The sequence below is a fragment of the Rhodopirellula sp. SH410 genome (assembly GCF_055811895.1).
The window spans coordinates 5,474,720-5,497,521 of record NZ_CM147949.1; the positions used below are offsets into that span (position 1 = coordinate 5,474,720).

Genomic DNA, 22,802 nt, shown 5'->3' on the forward strand with positions numbered 1-22,802 from the left:
TCAACTGACTGCGGGCGTGCACGATGCGACCGCCGGGCAGCCTAACGCCGCGGGCGAAATTCGTCTTGACCGCTCTCAAACTTATCACGAACTCCTTTCGCAACCTGCACGCTGCGATAGCCATAGTTCGATCGCTTTGCGGTTAGACGGGAATGCCATGTTGCCGAGTATTTCTTCGTCGGGGATGCACCAGCGATACTCACATAGTTCACTGAGGGCTAGTTTGACGGGGTGCGTCGATTCGGCTCGGCACAGGAAGAACATGTCCAGCACATCGGCGGTGGTGCCCGTGTGCGTGTAACAATTCGGGCCGGTCGTCAGCAGCTCGGATTGCGACAGCGTGAGCTCGGTTTCTTCGAGCACCTCGCGATAGAGTGCTTGTTCAGCGGTCTCGCCCTGGTCGACGAAACCACCTGGCAATCCCCACTGATGCAGCCCCGGCTCACAGGCGCGGCGAACGAGCAACAAGCGACCTTCGTCGTCTAAAATCAATGCCCCCACGGCCGCCACGGGGCCGAAGTAGATCGCCAAGCCGCAGTCGCCACAGCGAAACGGGATCGATCCCGGGTTTGCGTTGGGTGTCGCACAACGTGGGCAGTAGGCAAACGCGTCTTCAATTCGCTGGGCCGACAGACAGGCAGCAGGTGGCAGGGTCATCAGGGTTCCTCGGGCGTGGCTTCCGATCGAGCGACCGAACTGGCTTGGAATTGGGCGGCGCGGAGCATGCCGGCGGCTTGGCAGGTTTGGCCGAGCCGATGCAGCTCCTCGACTGAGCTGATGATACCGATGCCGAGCGATTCGACGTCACCCTCGTCGAGTTCGCTATGCAAAAACACTCGATTGCTTTCAATCAGCTCGGCCAGTTTCCTCGCCCAGGCACGTTCGGTGCTCCAGTCCGCGAAATCGTTCGCGGTAGCGGGGTCATGCACGGCGATCTCATCACCGGGCTCGTCGGGGGAATCCTTGTCGGAATCGGTGCCGAAACCGTTGCCCTCGCGTTCGCCTGAATCATGGCGTCCATCCCGATCGCTGAGTTCTTGCTGCCACATGGGACTGGGGCGTTCTCGCAGTTGGGACCACACCACGATTGCCGCGTCGCCTTCGGTGTGCCGACTCGCCGCGACCGCGGCGCGGGCGACGTTGGACCAGGTCTGGGCGTTGGCATCTCCATCGAGAGCGGCCACGACCATTTCGGCATGCGGACGGGTTTCATTCTCACCGCTGTCGTCCCGGTCGTCGGCGTGCAGCGTCTCGAGTTCGCTACGAATCGCGTCGGGCGTGCCCGTCAAAATGCGTGCAACACTGCCGGCGGCATCCGATGACACCATCATCAGCAACTGCACCCCGAGCAACCAACTGACCTCCTCGGCCATCTTTTCCGAATCGGCAACCGAGACGGTAGTTTGATATCGCTGCATCGTCGATGCATCGGCGAACATCGGGAACACGGCGGCCTTGTCCGTACGGTCGGCCGCATCCGTGGCGCGTGCGGCGACAATCGGGATCGTGAACTCGGCATCGACCAGATCTCTCGCCAAATAGATGGCTTCCGCGTCCGCGTCGGCGGCAACGTATCTCATTTCGCGTCGGTCGCGGGGGCGATGCCGCATCACGGTAATCGGCGTGGGCACGTCGGTCGCATCGTCGGATTCGGTCTCGTCCGGTGCAGCCGTTTGGAATCTCTGGGTCAACGATTCGTAGCAGTCATCCGAGGCCTCTGCCCACAGCACAATGCTAACCCGCCCCGCTTCGCAGGATTTCAACACGTCTAGCACGCCTGCGATGACTTCGGCGACCCGTGGGACGTTGGGGTCAACCGCTAGGGCGACGTGATCGCCCTCCAGGATCGCGTCACTGACAGCGGGATAATCCAGTGGCGTCTGCAGCGATATTTCGGCCAGACGCCGGGTCGCTGCAAACGAGTCATCTCGGGGTGAGCTGCGATATTGGATCGGGCCGGTAATCGCGACCGGGCACAGTTCCCAGGGCTCGCCAGCGACGGCGTGACGATAATCCTCAGCCGCGACGACGGGCAGGGAGATCTTTGGCGATGATGAACTCATTTCTTGCCCTTGGGTTGTTCCTTGCTGGCAATCTTGGCCCACGTATCACGCAAGCCCACGATGCGGTTGAAAACCAGCGCACCGGCGCGAGAATCGGTGTCGACAACGTAGTACCCAAGCCGTTCAAACTGCACTCGCTCACCGACGGCAGCCGCAGCGAGTGCGGGCTCGACCATCGCGGTGGTCGTCGACAGGGAATCGGGATTGAGATAATCCAAGAACGTCTTGCCGTCGGCGGTACTGTCTGGGTTTTCAGCTGTAAATAATCGATCGTAGTTCCGCACGGTCACTTCGGACGCGTGGTCGCAGCTGACCCAGTGGATCGTGCCTTTAACTTTGCGTCCCGAGCTGTCTTGGCCACTCTTGGTTTGCGGGTCGTACGTGCACAGGATTTCAGTGATCGTGCCATCGGCGTCTTTGACAACGTCGTGACAGTCGACGATATAGCCCGCCCGCAACCGGACGGCACCGCCCTTCTTCAGTCGGAAGAATTTGCGGGGCGCTTCCTCTTGGAAATCCTCTCGCTCAATCCATAGACTGCCTGAGAACGGGACCTCACGACTGCCCGCGGATTCATCGCCGGGATTGTTGACGGCGGACATCATCTCCACCGCAGCGTCATGCTCATCCCAATTCGTGATCGTGAGCTTGACGGGATCGAGCACCGCCATCCGCCGCGGGGCGACTTCGTTGAGGTGTTCCCGCACCGCGTTTTCGAGCCTGACCACGTCGATCGTGCTGTTGAATTTTGCCACGCCGATGTCGGCACAAAATGCCCGGATGGACTCGGGGGTATAGCCTCGCCGGCGCAGTCCGACCAACGTCGGCATCCGCGGATCGTCCCATCCCGAGACATGCTTCTCTTGCACGAGTTGCAGCAACTTGCGTTTGCTCATCACGGTGTAGGTGATATTCAATCGGGCGAATTCAATCTGCCGCGGATGATGAATCTCGAGTTTGTCGCAGTACCAATCGTACAGCGGTCGGTGATGTTCGAACTCGAGCGTGCAGATGGAGAAAGTAATCTTTTCGATCGAATCGCTCTGGCCGTGTGCCCAGTCGTAGATGGGGTAGATGCACCATGCGTCGCCGGTGCGGTGGTGGCGGACGTTTGCGATCCGGTACATGACGGGGTCACGCAAATTAATATTGGGCGCCGACATATCGATTTTGGCGCGCAGCGTTTTCTCGCCGTCCTTGAATTCACCGGCCTTCATCCGCCGCAGTAAATCGAGGTTTTCCTCGGGCGTGTTGCTGCGTCCGGGGCTGTCTCGCCCCGGTTCGGTCAGCGTGCCGCGGTACTCACGCGTTTGCTCCGCGGTTAGATCGCAGACGTAGGCGTTGCCCTCGCGGACGAGTTTTTCCGCCCAAGCGTAGAGTTGGTCAAAATAATCGCTGGCGAAGTGCAGGTTGTCCCACTGAAACCCCAACCACCGGACGTCGTCTTGGATCGAGTCGACGTATTCGGTGTCCTCTTTGATGGGGTTGGTGTCGTCAAAGCGAAGGTTGCAGGTGCCGCCAAATTCTTTGGCTAAACCAAAGTTCAGGCAGATGCTTTTGGCGTGCCCAATGTGCAGGTATCCGTTCGGTTCGGGCGGGAATCGCGTGCAAACGGACTCAAACCGCCCGGCCGCGAGGTCCGCGTCGATCGCCTGGCGGATGAAATGCCGCCGCGCGGTGCTGGGGTTGTTATTGGATTCATCACCACCGTTGTCATCGGCAGGGTTTACGTCGTCGGTGTGGGAAGTTGCGGTCACAGCGTGGATCAGCAGGTGAATCGGGAACAAGGCGAATGAAGTGCCCGAGATTGTGACCGTTTTGAGCCGATTCGGATAGGTTCCTAGAAGTCAGAACCGATGACTTCTCGCGAGGCACGTGTCCCCAGGGCTCCCCACACTCCGTAGGGACTCGCCGAGCCGGCAATCGTCGGGCTGTTGGCGCCGCCACTGAGCAGATCGCAGTACACGCAGGGCACGCTCGGATCGCCCGCGTCGATTGACTCGGTGATGAACCTGACCGCACCATCAGCCATCAACACATGCACGCCGCCGGGATGACGACTGCTCGGCGGTGCGACACCGTAGGTATCCGAACTACCGACCAAGCAGAGGTGGGAATTCGGTCCTCGGATCGTATTGAACTGGGACTGCAGGGTATGAAACGCAGCCCAGCGAAAACCTCGCTGCGAAACAGGGGCGTAGGTGGTCACGACGGACAGGTCCCAGAAACCGGGGCGGTGGGGCGCAACGAAACCGAGGTCGCGGCATTGGTTGGGGTTATCGGCCACCGACTGGGCCGCACTTTTGCCACCACTGGCTTTCGACGGGGCGCTCGTCCCAATCGTCCGATTACTCCCATCGCTCAGCCCCGTCATGATTTCCCCGAGGGCGATCGTGTTGGAGAGCCCGTCCATGCAATCGCGAAACCGGCTCGAGTACCGGGGCACGAACACGCCCCGCATCCCGCAGCGGACACGATTCATCGCGTGCCGATCGGAGACGTACAGCCAGCGGCCTCCCGATGAGGGCCCCGTCCACACCGTGGCACCATTCTCGGCGTCGTAAAAGCTGTCCCCCGTGCAGGCGGCGTAGTTCGTCCGGCCCAACGCCGGCAGTCCCACGCCGGGATCACTGGGGCAGCGAAGTGTTGGGATTTCGGTCAGCCACGGCGGATATCTCACAACCAAAGGGCGTGGGCCGAACGCGGGCCAGCGATCGCCATCGGTTTCGATCATCGGATTGCTGATCTGTTCCCATAAGGATTGCTGTTCGAAGAACGGCAACAGGCCGACGAGATACGACAGTTCCAATCGCGTGAAGCCGGTCCCATCATGATTGTCGGCCGCCGCCGTCAATCGCGATCGCTCATTGGTCGGTCCGGTGCCATGCATCGGCAACTGGCGGTAGGCGGCGTGATAATTGTGCAGCGCCAAGCCGAGCTGTTTGACTTGGTTGCTGCAGCTCATCCGCCGGGCGGCTTCGCGAGCCGATTGGACGGCCGGCAGGAGCAATCCAACCAAGATCCCGATGATCGCGATCACCACTAATAGTTCGACAAGTGTGAAGGCGGCTGGCCGATGGCGTGCGGTGCTCATCGCTCGCGTTCCTGACGCTCGGCCTCGGACGCCTCGTCTTCGGCGCGGATCTGCGCGGCGACATCCTCGTAACTGTATTCGTCCGTCTCACCGACAACACCGCCACGGTGCCCACAGCCCGAACTGGCGGAAAAGAACGACGCGACGACGACCAGCGACGCGATCACCAACAAAATGCGATCGGTTGACAACTTGTTCACTTTTCAAGCCCAAAAGTGAGGATGCGATCCTCTCTTTGTAGGGGACGCAAATCCCCCAATCAAGAAAATTCTGGGAGAATCATTGAAAAAACGGGGTTTTCTCGGAATTGAGTGGCTGTCCTCGAGACGGCGGGATTTTTTAGGCAGCCCGCCCACGCCCAAGCGGTTGACCGACCCAAACACTCTCCCAGGCCTGCCTCGCAATACTCGCCTTTGATCGTCGTGTCCTGTTTGAAATCGGTGCTGTTGCGCTCAATCGGACACAATCCAGCCCGATATTTATTGAACGCTGGATTCGATTTGCTCAAGACTGCGACGAAAAGTTTTTGCTAGGGAGCCCGTTTCCGGTTCGCTATCGATCAGGAGAGTGGCGATGGGTTGTCCTCGCTGCACCGGAGTTCCATCGGCAGGGATGTCGGCGATCTGACGTCGGGGTGATGCGACGCCAGCGCGGGATTGTTCCATCTCGCGTTGCCAGGTTTGAGCTAGCGTCGATAGATCGATTCGCCCGTGCCGACGACTGTAAACAATTCGTTTGATATGGGTGGAGGACAATTGAGGTGGGGGGGACCTGCTCGCGTGCCCATTCGGCGGTGTGGTGCTGCTCTGGGGCAGCACGGCGGTGAGGTGCCAATGCATCAGCGAAGCGGGCCCGGCGAAATGTGTATTCTGCCGCATCGCCCGCTCGAGCACTTCGCAGGAGGCGCTCGGTCGCTCGTTGATCTCCAGCAACCACCATTGGTTTTGCCGGTCTTGGATCCAATCGAGATTGAACAGCCCGCGAAGCCCGCGATTGGCCACGATTCGCTCGCACAGTGATTGCATTGCCGGCCACGGTACGTCGCGGGCGTGCGGGGACGTTCGCGAGCCCGCATAGGCGAAGGGCAGGTGTCCGCAGCGTTGGAACATCGAACGCGTCATGCCGAGCAGCGACACGCCGCGATCGTCGGCAAGTGCCACCAACCCCATCGGCCGACCGGGGATCCAACGCTGCACGAGGGAATCTTCGGGAATCGTCCGATTTGACACTGGGTGTTGGAACTGGATCCCTAATCCACCGGTCGACGCGGACTCTTTGACGAGCCAGCGGGCATGGGTCGGTCGACGGAAATCTTTCGCAGGGACGGTTTCAGGAAAATGAAAGCCCGCGTGTCTGGCCAGGTCGGCGAGTTCGCCGTGGGTGAGACCAACCCGCTCGTTGGAAACCGTCGCCAAGAGACCGCCTGAAATGGTGGCCGAATGCTCCGCAGTCGCCAGTCCGGGCCCCAGTTCGGGCCCCGGGGTGTTCGGCCAGTGATTTTCCGCGTGCATGTGAGCGGGAGCCGCCTGCAGACCGCCGACCCAGACGGTGGTGGCCCGTTCCTGAATCGCGAACTGGGCGATGGATGCGGCGAGTTTTCGAGGGGCGTCGTGCTCGGCGGGAGTGATCTGTTGGAATCGGGTACAGGCCGCGCGAGTGTCGAGATCGCCAAACAGGTCCATGCCCAGGACGCGATAGCCGGCCGCGGCGGCGGACTGGGCGGCCCAACGGACCGAGGCTCCGACTAGCAAAACGCCGGGGAAATCGTGGTTTTCGAGGGGCCGCGGCGTGACCTGGTTGGCGAGGCCTGTCGGGTTTGTTACCGTTTCGCTCTGCAAGACCCACCCACCGTTCGATTGGGATTCCACGTGTGGGGCAAGGACCTCGGGTTCCCCACCGGTCGTTTCCCAAAAAACTCTTTTAATTTGAGGCATCCTGTCATGCATTTTCACATCGGTGAAGCCCTGGTCGGCGACGGCAACGAAGTCGCTCACATCGACCTAATGATCGGTAGCAAGAACGGTCCTGTCGGAAACGCCTTTGCGAACGCATTGGCCAACCAGAGTGAAGGTCACTCGAATCTGTTGGCCGTGCTCGAGCCCAACATGGCTGTCAAGCCAGCGACCGTCATGATCACCAAGGTGACGATCAAGGGCATGAAGCAAGCCGTGCAGATGTTCGGCCCTGCCCAAGCCGCCGTCGCTCAAGCAGTCGCTGACGCCGTCAGCCAAGGCGTGATTCCTAAGGACGCTGCCGAAGAACTCGTATGCGTTTGCGGCGTGTTCATTCACCCCGCCGCTGAAGACGACGAAAAGATCTACAAGTACAACTACGAAGCCACGCTGGAATCGCTCAAGAACGCGATGGGCGGCAAGCCAAGTGTCGACGACATGTTGGCCAAGAAAGACACTGCCAAGCACCCCTTCCGCGGTTTCTAGTACGTAGCTGCGGTCGCTAGACGGCGGATTTCACGCTCTGCGAGCGTGGCTACATCTTCTGAGATTTCAACCTCCCTCGATAATCTCGAGGGAGGTTTTTTCATACAGGCAGACTCGTTATGTCGCGAAAAATCCTTCTGCAGTTCGATGTCGATACCCATCCGAGCTCGTTTGACTCGGTCGTCGCAGTCGATGCGGGCGTGGACCATTTGTTCCGCTACGCCAACGTCGAGGCGTCGGGCGTCGAGTCATTGGTTCACGGTGCGATGTTCACCCGGGGCGGCGACGATTTAGCCAATACGGCCATCTTCATCGGTGGCAATGATGTTCGTGCGGCGGAGGGTTTATTCACTGCCGTGCAGAGTGCGTTTTTCGGTCCCGTTCGTGTTTCGGTGATGCTCGATGCGTCGGGTTGCAATACCACTGCGGCGGCTGCGGTCGCGTCGCTGACCAAACACGTGTCTCTAGCGGGTTCCACCAGCGTTGTGCTGGGAGGTACCGGGCCGGTAGGACGCCGGGTGGCCCACATGCTCGCGCGCCAAGGTGCCCAGGTCATCCTAACCAGTCGCTCGCTCGGTCGGGCGGAAACGGCGTGCCAGGAGATCGCATTGGGGCTCGCTCGCTCGGCGACTGGGAAGCCGATCCTAGAGGCGGCCGCCCCGGAAACGGCAGACGCCCGAATGCAGATACTCAGCCGCGCCGATACGATCGTCGCCTGCGGTGCAGCCGGCATCGAGTTGTTGGCCAACGATGAGCTCCACGCTCTCGAAAAACTCCGGGTCGCGATCGATCTCAATGCCGTTCCACCAGCCGGCATTGGCGGTGTCGAAGCATTCGACAAAGCCAAGCGGTTGCGCAGCGACGACGAAGACTCACCCCTGGTGTACGGTCCGATCGGCGTGGGCGGTTTGAAGATGCGGACGCACAAAGCGGCGATCGCACAACTTTTCCAAACCAACGATGCGATTCTCGACGCCGACGAGATTTACGATCTAACGATCCAACAACTGGGTTAGGCTGGGCCCCTGGCTAGCGATCACATCGTTGCCCCGGCTCGCCAGCACTGCTCGGCGTCACGGTGAATTTCCCGAGTTGACTTGCCCGTGAGATCGGCCAGACGTCGAGCGTCGGCGTCCTCGAGCGAGAACCGCCGGGTACCGTCGGGGAGCGTGGCAATCTTCCCCCACGCCAGCCCATGGCTTGTTTGGAGCTCAACCGCTTGCCGGGCGAGCTTCGTGCGATCGAGAACTTGTCGGCGGATGCCGATCGTGGATGTGTGCTGGAACAGCAGGTTTTGCATCACAGCGACATCCGCTTCCCGGCACAGGGTGGAGATAATACTGGCCAAGCGGCCTTTCTTCATCACGCAGGGTGTTTGCCACGCGTCGAGAGCGCCGGCGTTGAGCAGGCGTTCGGTCACGTCGGCCAGCTGTTCTGCGGTCCCGTCGTCGATATTCGTTTCCAACAGGACAACGCGATCCATTTCGACGTGCTCGAGCACAGCGTCGCGGGGCTGCAGCTGGCCACTTGTCACGCGCAGCACGTTGGCTTGGCCGGGCAGATCGCGAGTCCCGGCGCCATACCCCACACGCAGCGGTATCATCGCCGGGGGCGGGCCGTAGGAACTGGCGAGAGTCTTGATGATGGCTGCCCCGGTGGGGGTGGTCAGTTCGGACTCAATGTCGCAGAACGCCAACGGCACGCCCGTCAGTATCTCCGCCGTCGCCGGTGCTGGGATTGCGACACGGCCGTGGTCGATGACGATCGAGCCGGTGCCGGTGGGGATCGGGGATGATGTGATCTGATGGACATTGAGCGAGTCGATCGCGATTGAAGCACCAACGATATCAGCAATGGAGTCGACTGCACCAACCTCGTGGAAGTGCACTTTTTCGAGATCGCAACCATGCACCTTGGCTTCGGCCTCACCGATGCAGCGAAAAATTCGCAGCGCGAGCGTTTTGGCCGAATCCGTAATCGCACCGGCCGCGGCGATCATATCCTCGATATGATGCAAATGACGGTGAGCGTGTTGTTCGGGATGTTCGATGCGGATGTAGGTAGCCCGAAATCCGCATTTGCGGACGTTATCGACGTGCAGTCTCAAATCCGCCACATTAAGCGATGTCAGACCGTCGCGGATAAGTTCCGGCGAAACCCCGAGGTCGATCAACGCCGCCAGCGTCATATCACCACTGATGCCACTGAGGCAATCAAAATGTAAATTGGTTTTCATGAGAGAGAGTACACCAAATCGGCGGCCGCATAGGAATGCCGAGGCCCCATGAAACTCGCCCCAAAGGAAACGAGACGCATTCAGTCAATTCACATTCGAATCGCTGTCAGAACGGCTCCGCTGATGTTCGGCATGGCCGTCGCATTCTTAGTCTGCCAAGCGATTTTGATCGTGATGTGGGTGGATGTGCCCGCGCTGCGCGAACGATCGATGGCAGCAGCATCGCAAACCAACGACGCATTGTCGACCGACGACGCCGCCGACCGCGAGGACCCGCTGTCTGGCAGCGCAGGCGGGCCGAGCCGCCCGGCCGCAACGCCGACCGAGGAGTCTGATTCAGCCGCGATCGAGTCGCTGCAACAAGCCATGCTCGGTCCGGTCTCGCCTTCACAAATCATGCTGGAGCGAGCGGCAGTCGGGTTGATGTGTTTGATTTGGCCGCTGGTCATTGCCGAATCCGTCTACCACATGATCATCCGGCCGAAAACCTGGGCGTTTGCGAAGGTGCATGCATCGTCGCTGCTATTTTGCCTCGGGCCGTCGCTACGGATGTGTGCGCGGAGTGCGGAAATGGGCGGTCGATTGTGGCTGCCCGGGTGGTCATGGCAGCGGCCTGACCGGCGCTTGCGGCGACGGCTCGAACAGTCGTTCAGCGTCCCCATGATCGGGATCGCACTCTTGATCGTGCCGGTTTTGATTGTTGAGTTTTTACTGAAGGATCAAGTCGCTCGGTACGCCTGGCTGCGGGTTTCCCTGCACATTGGGACGGGGGTGATCTGGTTTGCGTTTGCGGCGGAATTCATTCTCATGATTTCAATTGCTGAGAAGAAATTCGACTATCTCCGCCGTCACTGGGTGGATCTGGCGATCATTGTGCTGCCGTTTTTCTCGTTTCTGCGATCTTTGCAAGCCATGCGTGGCACGCGTCTAGCGAAGTTGGCGAGATTGCCGCAACTGACCAAACTCGCTCGCGCCTATCGGCTGCGTGGAACCGTCCTGCGCGCGTTTCGCGCGCTCGTGCTCCTCGATGTGTCGGCCCGTTTGTTTCAGGCGACTCCTGAAAAGCGGCTGCATCATCTCCGCAAACAATTGGTCGCCACTCAACGTGAGTCACGCATGATTCGCTTGATGATCGTGCGGATTGAACGCCAGCTCACCATTTCACCTGTGCCTGAAGAGCAACCAACTGACGACGAACGCCCCGGCGAGGAGCGGCTTGGGGATACACCCCCAAGCGAGGAGGCATGACGATTGTCAAGAAAATGGACGATCGAGCAAAATTCATGAAACCATGTAACGGTTATCCGGGTAATGGTTACTGGAGCGGTGTGGTTCGGTCGGAAGCACGCGTCCCATGATTCGATTTTCAGGTCGGCGATCCGATTTGAAGGCGACTCGTCTCGTGGCGTGACAATTGCACGACCCCCTACGCTCAACCTCTCTTTTGGTCAGTACAACACAGATAAGGATGTATTCGTGAGTCGACTTTTCACTCCCTCCCGTTTTGCTCGCTCCGCTGCGGTCGTGGCATTATCCGCCATCGCGGTGACGCTTTCGCCACTGCGGAATCTATCGGCCCAAGACGGCCAGCCCGCTGCTCAGGTGGCCCCGGCAGTCCCCGCCGCGACCGAGCCCGTCGTGGTGGTGACGATTGGTAGCCTGAACCAATTGACCCAGGACCTGAATTACCTTAGCGGTGCGATGGGTCAGCCCCAGTTTGGCGGCATGTTTGCGATGTTGGCGGGCAGTTTCTCTCAGGGCATCGATACGACCCAGCCAGTGGGCTTGCTCGTGCCACTGATCGACGGATCGCCTGAACCGATCGCGATGATTCCGACCTCGGACGTGAAGGCGTTGCTCAAGCGACACCAAGACAAGACCGGTCCTGCCGACGAACTCGATGATGGCACCCTGGTGTTAGCGATCGGAGCCAACACGGTCTTCATTCGTCAAGTTGGGAACTGGGCCATCCTGGCTCGCAACCGCAACGTGCTCGACCGAGCCCCCGCCGACCCCTCCGCTGCCCTGGGGCAGATGGGATCGGACTACGATCTCGGCGTGCGATTGGACATGCAGCAGCTTCCTGAGTCGGTTCGCGACAGCTTGATTGCTCAACTGCGTCAAGGCTTTGACCAAGCGATGAGCCGCCAAGGCGGTGAAGACGCTCAATCGTCACGCGAATACGCACAGCAGTCGATGGATCAGCTCGAGCAGATGATCAAGCAGACTGACGAACTCATGTTCGGCATTGATATTGATTCCAAAGGCAAACGTTTGGTGGTGGATGTTTCGTTCACAGCCCTTGCCGGCACCAAGCTCGCTAACATGTACGCTGGCCAAGAACCGATCCCATCGGCGTACTCGATGGTCGTTCGTGACGACGCTGCAGGATACTACCACGCCGCTACGTCGATCAGCCCCGAAACGGTTGAGAATGCACGTGCGGGCGTCGACAGCATGCTGAAAATGTTCAGTCAGGCCGTTCAGAAGTCGGACAAGTTGGATAAAACTGCCGCAGCGGATGCGACCGAAGTGGTCAACCGCATCGCTGATTTGATTCTCGCTTCCTACACCGAAGGTAAAATCGACGCGGGAGCTCTGTTGCTCACCGATGCCGGTTCGATGAAATTTGTGATGGGCGGTTTCGTTGCAGACGGCAATGAAGCGGCAGCAATTCTCAAAGACATCGCCAGCAAGGTCAAAGGTCACGGCGACGCACCCCAGTTCGAGTTCGACCGGGACACCTATCACGGTGTGAAGATGCACTTGGTTTCCGCGAAAGTTCCTGCCAAGGACGATGAGGTACGCAAGATTTTTGGTGACGCCGTTCGCGTCCATATTGGCACCGCAGACAAAGCTGTCTACGTCGCGTTGGGTGACCAGAGCATGCCGCTGCTCAAAGAGATGATCGACGCAGCAGCAACTCCCGCGGCATCGGCCGACGCTGACTTGGCTCGCTTCGAAGTGAACCTGATGCCGATCCTCCAGTACGCTCAGTCGGTGGAAGCCAACGATGACATCGCTGCCATGATCGACGCACTCAGCCGCGCCGATGATCTGGGCACGCTGCGAGCTGTCAGCAAACCCATCGCCCACGGCCAAACCACTCGCGTCGTCGTCGGTGATGGACTGCTGCGAGCGATTGGCGGAGCCGTTCGCCAAGCACAAGCGAAGGCGATGCAGCAGGGCAACGGCCAGTTCTAAACGGCCCGAGTTCAGCTTGAAATTTCTCTGATGCTGATACCCTGCGGAGGTTTCCGCGGGGGATCAGCATCCAGAGGTAGTGGACGGACCCCCGCTGCGAGATCGGTTACAGATTGATACACGACCTCATTGAGGTCGATTGGCGTCCTTTTGCAGGTGAACTAGAGCGGCTAATCAGGTATAATAACGATCCCTCCCTGATGCACCGCCTCAGCCCGCCCCGCCTGCTTTCCCTCCCAACCCGACATGTGCGTCCCTCCTAGGTGTCCGCGACTCCGTTTTGCGATCTTCGCTGTTGCGATTAGCCTCGCTTCGTGCGTCCCTTTGAACGCTGAATCCAGCACAGAGGGCAAATCCATGACCCCTGCTGTCGCGGTCGATTTCTTCCAGTCCTACTGCGTTGATTGCCACGATGGTGAGGCTGGCGAAGCAGGTCTCGATCTCAGTTCGTTCGAGTCCGCGGAACAGATTCCAGCGTCGATCGAAACGTGGAACCGGATCGCCGATCGAATTGCCGATCAGCAAATGCCGCCGATCGATAGCGACATGCCTCCGATGGACCTACGCAATGACGTCGTGCACTGGATTCGCGGGACGATCCATGCCGCGGTGTGTGACGATGGCATCGCTCCCGGGGGGCCGATGCTGCGGCGGCTTAATCGTACCGAGTACGCCAATACGATTCGCGATCTGCTGGGCATCCAGTTTGACGCCGGGCACGGGCTACCCGCTGACGGTGCCGGCGGTGAAGGGTTTGACAACGCGGCCGAAACCCTGTTCGTCTCACCGATTCATGCCGAGAAATATCTGGACGCAGCCCGAGCGGCGCTGACGCATGCGATGAGCGACCCCAGTGACCGAAAGGCCATCCTGGTGTCGCATCCCTCCCAAGACACGTCGCCTCGCGAGGCTGCCGAGAGAGTGTTGTCGAAGTTCTTGCCGCGAGCCTTTCGACGACCGGCAACGCCCGCAGAAGTGCAACAATATGTCCATCTCTTTGAGCAGGTTTACGAGGAAGACCAGTCTTACGAATTAGCCATCCAATTTGCGATTGAAGCCGCGCTCGTATCGCCCAAGTTTTTGTTCCTTTGGGAGCAGCCACATGCTGGCGACGAACCGATTCTCATTTCCCAATATGAGATGGCGTCGCGACTCTCCTATTTCCTGTGGGCATCGATGCCTGACGAGGAGCTGATCCGTGCGGCCCGCGAAGGCAAGCTACATGATGATGCGGTGTTGGAAGAGCAGGTCAAGCGGATGGTCAAGAGCAGCATTGACGATCGTGGTCATCGCCGAAATGCCAAAGTACGCGAGTTTGCGCAGAGTTTTGTTGAGCAGTGGTTGGGGACGCGAGCACTCGGTCGTGAGTTTCAGCCCAACGAAGCGGTGGTGGGGAAACTGGATTCAGAACTGATCGGAGGCATGAAATACGAGCCCGTGTTTTTCATGGAAGACCTCTTGGCTGACAACCGCTCGCTCCTGAATTGGATCGACTCGGACTTCACCTACGCCAGTAGCCGGCTGGCGCAGCACTATGGAATCAAAGGCACATTTCGCGAGCAGCCCAAGCGTTTCGATTTGCCGGAGGATAGTCACCGCGGCGGCGTATTGGGAATGAGCGCGGTGTTGGCGGTGTCATCCTATTCGCATCGGACCAGCCCGGTGTTGCGAGGCAAATGGATCATGGAAACCTTATTGGGCACGGCCCCCCCTCCTCCACCGCCCAACGTTCCTGACCTGGACGAAGTGGTCGTCGAGGACGGTGAAAAACTGTCGTTGCGGCAACGCCTCGAGCGTCATCGCGAAGATCCGACGTGCGCGTCATGCCATGCCGTCATGGACCCACTGGGCTTCGGACTGGAAAATTATGATGTTTTGGGACGCTGGCGAACCGAAGCCGAGGGGATTGAAATCGACAGCACCGGCACGCTGCCCGATGGGACTTCCTTTGCGGGCGCGGCGGGCTTGAAAGATCAGTTGATGCAACGAAAAGACCAATTCATTCGGCATCTGACCCGCAAAATGCTAGGCTATGCGTTAGGTCGGCAGTTGACCAATGAGGACCAATGTGTGGTCGAATCGATCAGTCAGAAAGTCGCTGAAGACGATTATCGAGCGCAAACGATGGTGTTAGAAATCGTCAAGAGCATTCCGTTTCAGTACAAAAGCGGACAGTCACCTCCTTCCAATCTGGAACAAAACGATGGCAAATAAAGTACGCATGACGTTCCTCGACCGGCAAAATCTTCGCAACGCGTCACTGTCGCGACGAACATTGTTGCGGGGCACCGGTGCGGCCCTGGCACTGCCATGGCTGGAAGCGATGACGCCACGGCAATCACTGGCATCGGAATCCGCTGCGCAGAGCAACGACCAAGCCCCCGTTCGTATGGCCGCACTTTTCGTCCCCAACGGTGTCCGCCAAGACAAATGGACGCCCGAGGGAACCGGCAGTGACTTTGAGCTCTCTTCGACACTCGAGCCTCTCGCCGATGTGCGGGACCAACTATTGGTTCTGACAAATCTCTGGAATCAGGCCAGCAATGTAGGCGATGGGCACTACGTCAAAACCTCCGGTTTTTTGACCTGCACAACGATCAACAAATCGCTTGGTATCGATTTGAATTGCAACGGGAAATCGATGGACCAAGTCGCTGCGTCGCATACCGAACAGATGACGCCGCTGCCGTCCCTCGAACTCGGCATCGATCCCGTGACGACCGGTGTGGATACCAATGTGGGATACACCCGAGTGTACGGATCGCATATTGCCTGGAAGGGGCCAACGACACCGCTGGCCCGGGAGTTGAATCCACACCTCGTTTACGAACGTTTACTTCGATCAGCAAAACCACATGGTAAATCGAGCCAGCGTGATGCGTTGCTGCTGGACCAAGTGGTCGATGATGCCAAGCAACTCTCCCGAAGTCTCGGGGCAGACGACCGGCGGCGGATGGACGAATACTTGCAATCCGTCCGCAGTATCGAAAAGCGGCTGTCCCGTCAGGAAAAACCGGGGGCGTTGGCGTGGGAACCTCGCGTGCCGCTGGATTCACTACAGGCGCCGCCCACGGATGTCCCTGACCAATTCCCAGAGCACGTGCGACTGATGCTGGACATGATGGCGCTCGCATTCCAAACCGACACGACGCGGGTGTGTACCTTCATGTTCGGTAACGCCGTGAGCGGCCGCAATTTTGCGTTCCTCGACGGTGTCTCAGGCGGACACCATGATACGTCGCACCACCAAAACTCCGCTGAGAAGCTTGCACAATACGAAATCATCACTCGCTGGCACGTCGCACAGTACGCCTATCTACTCAACAAGCTGCAGAGCATGAAAGAGGGCGAGAAAACGGTCCTAGACAACTCGATGATCCTGTTCGGTTCGGGGCTGCGGGACGGTAACAGCCACAGCCCACACAACCTGCCGATTCTCTTAGGCGGCAGCGGTGGAGGGCGCATTGCCACCGGCCAGCACCTCTCGTTCGGCACCGATACGCCGCTAGCGAATTTGTACCTCTCGATGCTCAACGCCTTCGGACACTCAACGAAGCAATTCGCCGACAGCACAGGCGTCCTCCCCGGCGTGCTGGCGTCGTGAATGAGCGACTGATCGCTTACTTCATTCGGGAACTCGTGTGAAAAAGTAGCCCCACGCTACGCGGTCGGAATGATCGACCGCGAAGCGAATGATCCACCGCGAAGCGAGGGATCGACCGCGGAGCGTTCGACCACAAATTTAGACAGCATGTTTTCGCTCGTTGCTGACGCAGGTCGACAATCGATCGGCTATTCGTTTTCGTTATCGAGAGTTTGAGGGCGTACCGTTTCGAGAAAGCGGTATTTTGGCGCCTCGAACCAGTTCCGCGTCTTCGGCAGTAACGCCCAAACCAGCACGAAGGCTAGCATGAGCAGGGTGACCGATGCGACGATGAGATTGATAATCATGGATGGCTTTTTGGGGTGAGATGAACGGGGGCGGTCTACGGCTGGGAAACGTGGAACAGTGTTCGAACGTAGCGGGCGAGTAGGTGCTGTTCCTCGCTGCTTAACTTGCCTTCCCACCGTGGCATTGCGGTTCCCGGGACCCCGTTGGCGATGGCGTTCTGCGAGTATGCGAGCGTTGCCATTTCTGCTTCAAAATTGGCGGGTCGGGGTGCCAATGCCGCCGCGGATACGCCATCGCCGCGGCCCTCCGCCCCGTGACACAAGACACAGTTCTGCTTGTATAACTCTTGGGCTTGCACGAGCTCGTCACCCTCGAGCTGTGGCTCGGGTTCGTAGAGCGTCTCGGACAGCCGGGTCGTGAACGCGGCGATCGCCCGCAAATCCGATAGCGGCAGATCGTTCCAAGCGGGCATGGCGGATCCTTCGACACCATTCCAAAGAACATCGCTCAATCGAGCTGGTGATAAGCGAACCGTCGTTAACTCGCGTGGTTTCGGTAACAACCCTTCTGCCGCTGGCCCGTCGCCGCATCCGCAATCCAGATGGCATCCGGAGCAATTGTCTTTGAACAGAAGATGCCCTTGATTGGCGATCGAATTGGGAACGTCTTTGCCTTGGGGATCAAACAGTAGCGGCGGCGGACCTTTGCCAAGGGAGATCAAGGATTCATCGAAGCCACCAAAATGTGCCTCGCCGGCATCCGAGGTTTCGCCCGATGAACGGGCTTCGCCGGACGTCTCTGTCGGTGTTGGATTTCCCAGGCCTGCCAATTCACCGTTGCGGCCGAGTGATTTCAGATAGGCCACCAAGTCGATGCCCTCTTGGGTCGGTCGGCTGGCGGCTCCATCAAACAACCATGGATATGCGGGCATGATCGACATCGGGACGACATGTCGGGGGTTAAACAGATGGACTTGCTGCCAATCGTTTGGCCGCCTGCTGCCCTCGCGGGCTAAGTCGGGGCCAATTCGCCGCGTCCCCCACAACTGCGGATACTCATCGTCGGTTTCCCACGCCCGGCTGACGGGGCCGAAACGTCGCACGTCATATTCGGTTGAACGAACCAGCTGGGTATGGCAGTACGCACATCCCTCACGCGCATAGATGGCGCGGCCCCGCAGTTCGCTATCGGTCAGGGCGACGACCGTGGCAGGCTTGGTCGCCGAGATCGTTGCGGCGAGCTCCTGATTCGGCCAAATCGCCAATACCAAGAACGACACGGCGAAGAATCCAATGCCTGCAATGCCCGTTAGCGAATAGGCACTCCGCAACCAGCCAAACCGACTCTCCTCGTGCGCCGCGGTCAATGCGAGACCCGACTCCGGATTGGAGGTTGCAGCTTTCGGGTTCACGGTGACTTCCGAGCCGACTCGTGTCCCCGTCAACATGCTCAAACAGAGACATCCAAACGCCATCAGCACGGGGATCCCCGTGATCGATCGCGTCCCCCAATACAACCTTGACGCTTGCACGGATTCCATCCACGGCGCCGACGACTCCCACAACTGACCTTGCACCAACCCCGCAATGGTCAAATCAAAGAACATCAGCAGCAAGCCAATCGTCAACAACCAGAACGACCAGTTTGCCGCACGCGTGCTAAGCACGTCGGGTGAATTTATTCGGCATAATTAAAAAGCGTAGGCATATACGACACTTCTCCAAACTCATTGAGTGTTTTCGTAAGTGTGTTTAGCAGTGTACTGAAGCGCTCCCAGGCGCCAGCGGGGAGCAGTTGGTACTTGAGTTTTTTCCAAAGCATTTCAATTGCATTCAGCTCTGGACTGTATGGCGGCAGATGGTAGATGTAGAGTCCTTTCTCTGCCCAGTCTTCCATGCGAGTTTGAAATGCTCCGCTCGTGTGGACTGAGGCATTGTCAAGGACCACAACAGTTGGACCGTCGATTGTTTGGCAATAATCATCGAAAATTGCAATCACCATTTCGCTGTTCACGTAGCCTTTGTGGAGATAGGTGTGGGTTTCACCGTCTTGACCCTGAAACCCAATCGCTTGAACGTTGCTGCCGTGTGCCCCGGTTACGGGTATTTCGTAGCGTCGACCGATCGGTTGCCATCCGTAGGGAACAACTCCTTTGAGCGAGAAACCCGCCTCGTCAAAGTAAACAACGTTCAAATCCGGTTCTTCGAGAAACTCGGCTAGCTCTTCCTTGGCCAATTGAAATTTCTTTTCATCCCGTTTTTGCCGCAAACTTCGACGATAACGTTTCCAACTCAGCCGAAACCGCCTCGCGTATTCTCGCAGAGTGGGTCGCTTGATTTCCTTGCCGGTTTTTTCTTTCAGCTCTTTCAGCACCTTGGCTGGTCGATTCGGGTATTTTCGAAGTAGTCGCCGGAGAGTTTGCTGCTCTGAGGCGTTGAGTATCGGCGGCGCACCGGGATGCTCGGAGTCTTCAAGTGCGTCGGGGCCGCCTTCTGAAAATCTGTCAATCCAACTGGATACCGAATCTCGATCCACGCCAAAGATATCGACAAGGGAACTTATTTCGTACTGTTGGTCGCTGAGTAAGATTGCGTGCGCACGAACTCGCGTATAGTGGCAATGATGACTTTTCCACATTTCCGTCAGTTGCTGTTTTTGCTCGACTGAGCCAATTTGTGCGAATTTTGTAGAGGGGCGTGCCATTTGAATCTCCCGGTTCGTGAAACAGGGAGAAACATGATGCTTCGCATAATCTCGACCATCGAGCATTTGCTAGCAAATCAGAAAGGATTCCCAACTCAACATGGGTGCAAAAAGCTTGCCAGTTATACCGAAATACTTACCCAGATGTGCTTATATCGAGCCCCGGGCGTATGCTGCCACACGTGAAGCAGTCCACCGATTGCCGCGAAACTGGCAAACCCTAGCAACGCCAGGTGCGAGTGGGCGATCACCCAATCGGAAAAGTGAACCAGGCGATTGACCGGCATCAGAGATTGCATCGCGCCCTGTAAACTCACGATCAGATACAGCACGACACCTGCCCACGTGAACCGCAGCGGCACGTCGGCAGCAACCTTTGCGGTGCTGCCTCGTAACGAGAGCAATTGATTTGTGACGACTAAGATCACGTCAGCTCCCAAGTACACCGACGCCACGATCGCGCCCACCTGAGCCTCCATCGGGATCGACGAAAAGATATAGTGATGCGTTCCATTGAGCGGATAGACAAAGAACAGCAACCAAAATCCAATCATCGAGAGGAAGTGACTGTAGATCGGTTTTCCCGTCGCTGCCGGGATGACAAAGTACGCGATTCCAACCGCGATCGGGGTCACCCATAACCCAATCGCATCATGAATCCACAGACCGCTGAACGTCGCCCCGCGAGCACCGGGTACAAATTCTGGAACGAAATTGCCGACGGGATAGGCTAATGCTGTAAACGTGATTCCCCCCAAGATATACCAACCCGTGACATACAGGTCGCTTAACCTCGCTCGCAAAAACGGTAGAACGAATTGAAGGATCAGCATGCCGAAACACAGCATGACAACGAGATCAATTCCGGGCGGGAACTCGGCCCATTCGAGCGATTGGCTGTACCCTGCCATCATCAAGGCGAAGCCCGGGATCACCATCGCAAAGTTCCAGGCCACAAATAGCAACCAGCCGACGGCGCGATTGGGAAGGACACCGAACACCTTGTTCTCGCCGGCGCCGTCATGTCGGCCACCACAAACCAGACGCGGTACCGCGTAGTACAGGAAAGCAATGAACGCGTTACCGATCCAGCCGAAGAAAATGCCCTGGGTGTGAACGTACCGCAGTCGCCCCCACGTCAGGGGCGCGGACTCACCGAGGAAACCGGGCCAATTGAATTTTGTCGCGACAATGATGCCAGCCGATGCGGAAATTAGCACCATGAGCAGAGCCATCAGTCCGTGAGCACGGATCAAGGCATTTTCGGTTTTGATGGTTTGCATGATGTGTCTTTCCTTGAGTTTGCCCAACGATCTATCCGAACGGTCCAACGGCTATTGATCCCGTCTCGCGTCCCCACGGATCGAGACGAGATAGTCAACAGCCCGGGCCTTGTCTTCATCGGCGATCACGGCACCGAACACATCGATCATCTTTTGCACGGTCGCTTCCCACTTCTCGCGTGGAAAGTAGGTTTGGTTGGTGACCAATCGTGGCGAGTGGCAAATCACGCAGTTGGCCATGAAGACATCGCGGTTTTTGCCCGGCGGCATGATCGGTTCGAAATGCGGCAGCGTGATCGGCGCGACCGAGATCGTGGCGAGTTCCGCCGCATCGGCATCCACGACTCGCGGCGACGAGGCGGGCAAATCCCCGGAGAACGGCGCCTCGTCCAACGTAGCGCCGCGCCGCACGCCGTACCAGGACACGACACCGGCGAGGACAACCAATCCAACGGTCAACAGCACGGGCATTCGAGAGTGTTGGTTCATACGACACGCACCTTGACTGCTTCGACCACGTTACGCATGTATCCACCGCCATTCCACTTTGGCACCATCGGTTGGGTCTCTCCTTCTCGGTTGGTCGCCCGCACCATCAATACGATGTCGCCCGTCTGTGTCGGCCTCCAGTTCAATCGCCAGCGGCGAAATGAGAAATTGCCCAGGTCATTGCCGAGTTCCGCATTCATCCATGTGTTCCCTTGATCACTGGAAACCTCCACTGACTTGATTCCCGCACCGCCGTCCATCGCAATGCCCTCGAGCGGCACGATGGTGCCAGTTCGCAGTACTGGGGCCGCACCATCGGGGCTGGGGTGCACCCAAAACGATCGTACATTCATACGATTGATCGCAACTTTCTCAGTCGCCGGTTTGTTCGGCAACTCCGAGGCATCGTCATTGGCGGGGATCTGATAGGCCTTGGCCATCCAAAAACCATCAAACGGTTCGTTGAGCACGCGGATGTGATCGACGGCTTTCACCCAATAGGTTGCATACCAGCCCGGCACGATGACTCGCAGCGGAAACCCATTGAGCATCGGTAGCGGACGACCGTTCATTTCGTAGGCCAGGAACACGTCGGGGTCGATAGCATGATCGATTTTGAGTGTTTTGATAAAGTCGGGTGAAGCCGGCATGGGGCCGACGTCCATCCCATTGAAAGCCACCTCGGACGCGTTGGATTTAATACCCGCGCGATCCAATAATGCTTTGATGCTGACACCTTTCCAACGCGCGTTGCTCATCGCACCGTTGGCCCACTGCCCGCCCATCAGCCGGGGCTCAAAAAATCGACGAGAGTTGCCTGAGCACTGGCACACGGCGACCAACTCGGTCGCCGGCATCGCCCGCAATTCCTGCATTGAGAGTTCGAGCGACTGGTTCACGTGACCGTCGACTTTCAGCCGCCACGTTCGCAGATCGACTTCTGTCGGAATCGCTTGGTAGTGCCAACGCACAAAAAAAGCTTCGTTGGGGGTGATGTCATCGGCAAAATAACGCCACGGGGTTTCCAGTTGCGGCGAGCGATCATTGACCAGCCCCATCGCCACCTTCTCGGGGAACTTCGCGACATCTTGATCGAACGGCGGATTCAACGATGCCGCCGGGTCAGGCAGCGGCCGATCATGGCAGCCGGCGAGTAGCCCGCTCAGTCCCATCACGCTGACGTGACGCAGCCACTCACGACGTGACGATCCGTATGGCAGAACGATTCGAGGCCGCGGTTGATCAGGCACCCACTCTCGAAAGTCATCATTCTTCATAGCGGCTCAATACGTACGACCAGGGCGATGCAGATCACGTCGAATATCCAATTCTAGCAGTCCGCAGCGGTAGGCTGGGTATTCGTTTGATCGCCGTTTCCAATTTCTCGGCTCGGCTCATTT

The 22,802-nt window shown here is 58.4% G+C and carries 19 protein-coding genes; 6 read left to right on the forward strand and 13 right to left on the reverse strand.

Annotation, left to right across the window (positions count from 1 at the left end; translation table 11 throughout):
- Positions 1-84: 84 nt before the first annotated feature.
- The 6 genes from SH410x_RS19905 to SH410x_RS19930 form a co-directional block, all read right to left on the reverse strand.
- Positions 85-657, reverse strand: a complete 573-nt coding sequence (locus SH410x_RS19905) for an NUDIX hydrolase (protein WP_473670222.1) — start codon at positions 655-657, stop codon at positions 85-87.
- Positions 657-2,063: a transcriptional regulator gene (locus SH410x_RS19910; protein ID WP_473670224.1), complete on the reverse strand. Its 1,407-nt coding sequence runs from the start codon at positions 2,061-2,063 to the stop codon at positions 657-659. Before SH410x_RS19910 ends, SH410x_RS19905 begins: the two co-directional genes overlap by 1 nt.
- A complete protein-coding gene (locus SH410x_RS19915) occupies positions 2,060-3,820 on the reverse strand; it encodes a glutamine--tRNA ligase/YqeY domain fusion protein (RefSeq protein ID WP_473670226.1) in 1,761 nt (586 codons plus the stop codon). Before SH410x_RS19915 ends, SH410x_RS19910 begins: the two co-directional genes overlap by 4 nt.
- An 83-nt stretch (positions 3,821-3,903) precedes the next feature.
- A complete protein-coding gene (locus SH410x_RS19920) occupies positions 3,904-5,157 on the reverse strand; it encodes a DUF1559 family PulG-like putative transporter (protein ID WP_473670228.1) in 1,254 nt (417 codons plus the stop codon).
- Positions 5,154-5,357 (reverse strand): hypothetical protein, encoded by a 204-nt coding sequence (locus SH410x_RS19925; protein WP_473670230.1) that lies wholly within the window; start codon positions 5,355-5,357, stop codon positions 5,154-5,156. Before SH410x_RS19925 ends, SH410x_RS19920 begins: the two co-directional genes overlap by 4 nt.
- Positions 5,358-5,636: 279 nt before the next feature.
- The gene (locus tag SH410x_RS19930) at positions 5,637-7,091 is read right to left on the reverse strand and encodes an ATP-grasp domain-containing protein (protein ID WP_473670232.1); all 1,455 of its coding nucleotides are present in this window, start codon (positions 7,089-7,091) and stop codon (positions 5,637-5,639) included.
- Between the two features lie 6 nt (positions 7,092-7,097).
- Here SH410x_RS19930 and fae point away from each other — a divergent pair, with 6 nt between their 5' ends.
- A complete protein-coding gene (gene fae / locus SH410x_RS19935) occupies positions 7,098-7,595 on the forward strand; it encodes a formaldehyde-activating enzyme (RefSeq protein ID WP_473670234.1) in 498 nt (165 codons plus the stop codon).
- A 119-nt stretch (positions 7,596-7,714) separates the two neighbouring features.
- A complete protein-coding gene (locus SH410x_RS19940; RefSeq protein WP_473670236.1) occupies positions 7,715-8,611 on the forward strand; it encodes an NADP-dependent methylenetetrahydromethanopterin/methylenetetrahydrofolate dehydrogenase in 897 nt (298 codons plus the stop codon).
- A gap of 20 nt (positions 8,612-8,631) precedes the next feature.
- On the opposite strand, the gene larC is transcribed toward SH410x_RS19940, so the two are convergent.
- On the reverse strand, positions 8,632-9,831 hold the full coding sequence (larC, locus tag SH410x_RS19945; RefSeq protein WP_473670238.1) for a nickel pincer cofactor biosynthesis protein LarC: 1,200 nt from the start codon (positions 9,829-9,831) through the stop codon (positions 8,632-8,634).
- A 48-nt stretch (positions 9,832-9,879) separates the two neighbouring features.
- Here larC and SH410x_RS19950 point away from each other — a divergent pair, with 48 nt between their 5' ends.
- From SH410x_RS19950 to SH410x_RS19965, 4 genes are all read left to right on the forward strand, one after another.
- Complete coding sequence (locus SH410x_RS19950) at positions 9,880-11,079, forward strand: potassium channel protein (protein ID WP_473670240.1); 1,200 nt, start codon at positions 9,880-9,882, stop codon at positions 11,077-11,079.
- 228 nt (positions 11,080-11,307) lie between these two features.
- On the forward strand, positions 11,308-13,035 hold the full coding sequence (locus SH410x_RS19955) for a hypothetical protein (protein WP_473670242.1): 1,728 nt from the start codon (positions 11,308-11,310) through the stop codon (positions 13,033-13,035).
- A 357-nt stretch (positions 13,036-13,392) separates the two neighbouring features.
- Positions 13,393-15,249, forward strand: coding sequence for a DUF1588 domain-containing protein (locus tag SH410x_RS19960; protein WP_473670244.1), 1,857 nt, complete (start codon positions 13,393-13,395; stop codon positions 15,247-15,249).
- Complete coding sequence (locus tag SH410x_RS19965; RefSeq protein WP_473670246.1) at positions 15,239-16,639, forward strand: DUF1552 domain-containing protein; 1,401 nt, start codon at positions 15,239-15,241, stop codon at positions 16,637-16,639. The genes SH410x_RS19960 and SH410x_RS19965 overlap by 11 nt, the downstream gene beginning before the upstream one ends.
- 188 nt (positions 16,640-16,827) lie before the next feature.
- On the opposite strand, the gene SH410x_RS19970 is transcribed toward SH410x_RS19965, so the two are convergent.
- The 6 genes from SH410x_RS19970 to SH410x_RS19995 are packed head-to-tail and all read right to left on the reverse strand — an operon-like array spanning position 16,828 to position 22,679.
- The gene (locus tag SH410x_RS19970; RefSeq protein WP_473670248.1) at positions 16,828-16,986 is read right to left on the reverse strand and encodes a hypothetical protein; all 159 of its coding nucleotides are present in this window, start codon (positions 16,984-16,986) and stop codon (positions 16,828-16,830) included.
- 35 nt (positions 16,987-17,021) lie between these two features.
- Entirely contained in the window at positions 17,022-18,593 is a 1,572-nt protein-coding gene (locus SH410x_RS19975; RefSeq protein ID WP_473670250.1) for a cbb3-type cytochrome c oxidase subunit II, read from the reverse strand.
- A gap of 11 nt (positions 18,594-18,604) precedes the next feature.
- The gene (locus SH410x_RS19980; protein ID WP_473668492.1) at positions 18,605-19,696 is read right to left on the reverse strand and encodes an IS630 family transposase; all 1,092 of its coding nucleotides are present in this window, start codon (positions 19,694-19,696) and stop codon (positions 18,605-18,607) included.
- Positions 19,697-19,752: 56 nt separating this feature from the next.
- The gene (locus tag SH410x_RS19985; protein WP_473670253.1) at positions 19,753-20,913 is read right to left on the reverse strand and encodes a cbb3-type cytochrome c oxidase subunit I; all 1,161 of its coding nucleotides are present in this window, start codon (positions 20,911-20,913) and stop codon (positions 19,753-19,755) included.
- A gap of 51 nt (positions 20,914-20,964) precedes the next feature.
- A complete protein-coding gene (locus tag SH410x_RS19990; protein ID WP_473670255.1) occupies positions 20,965-21,402 on the reverse strand; it encodes a c-type cytochrome in 438 nt (145 codons plus the stop codon).
- A complete protein-coding gene (locus SH410x_RS19995; protein WP_473670257.1) occupies positions 21,399-22,679 on the reverse strand; it encodes a molybdopterin-dependent oxidoreductase in 1,281 nt (426 codons plus the stop codon). The genes SH410x_RS19990 and SH410x_RS19995 overlap by 4 nt, the downstream gene beginning before the upstream one ends.
- Positions 22,680-22,802: the final 123 nt, after the last annotated feature.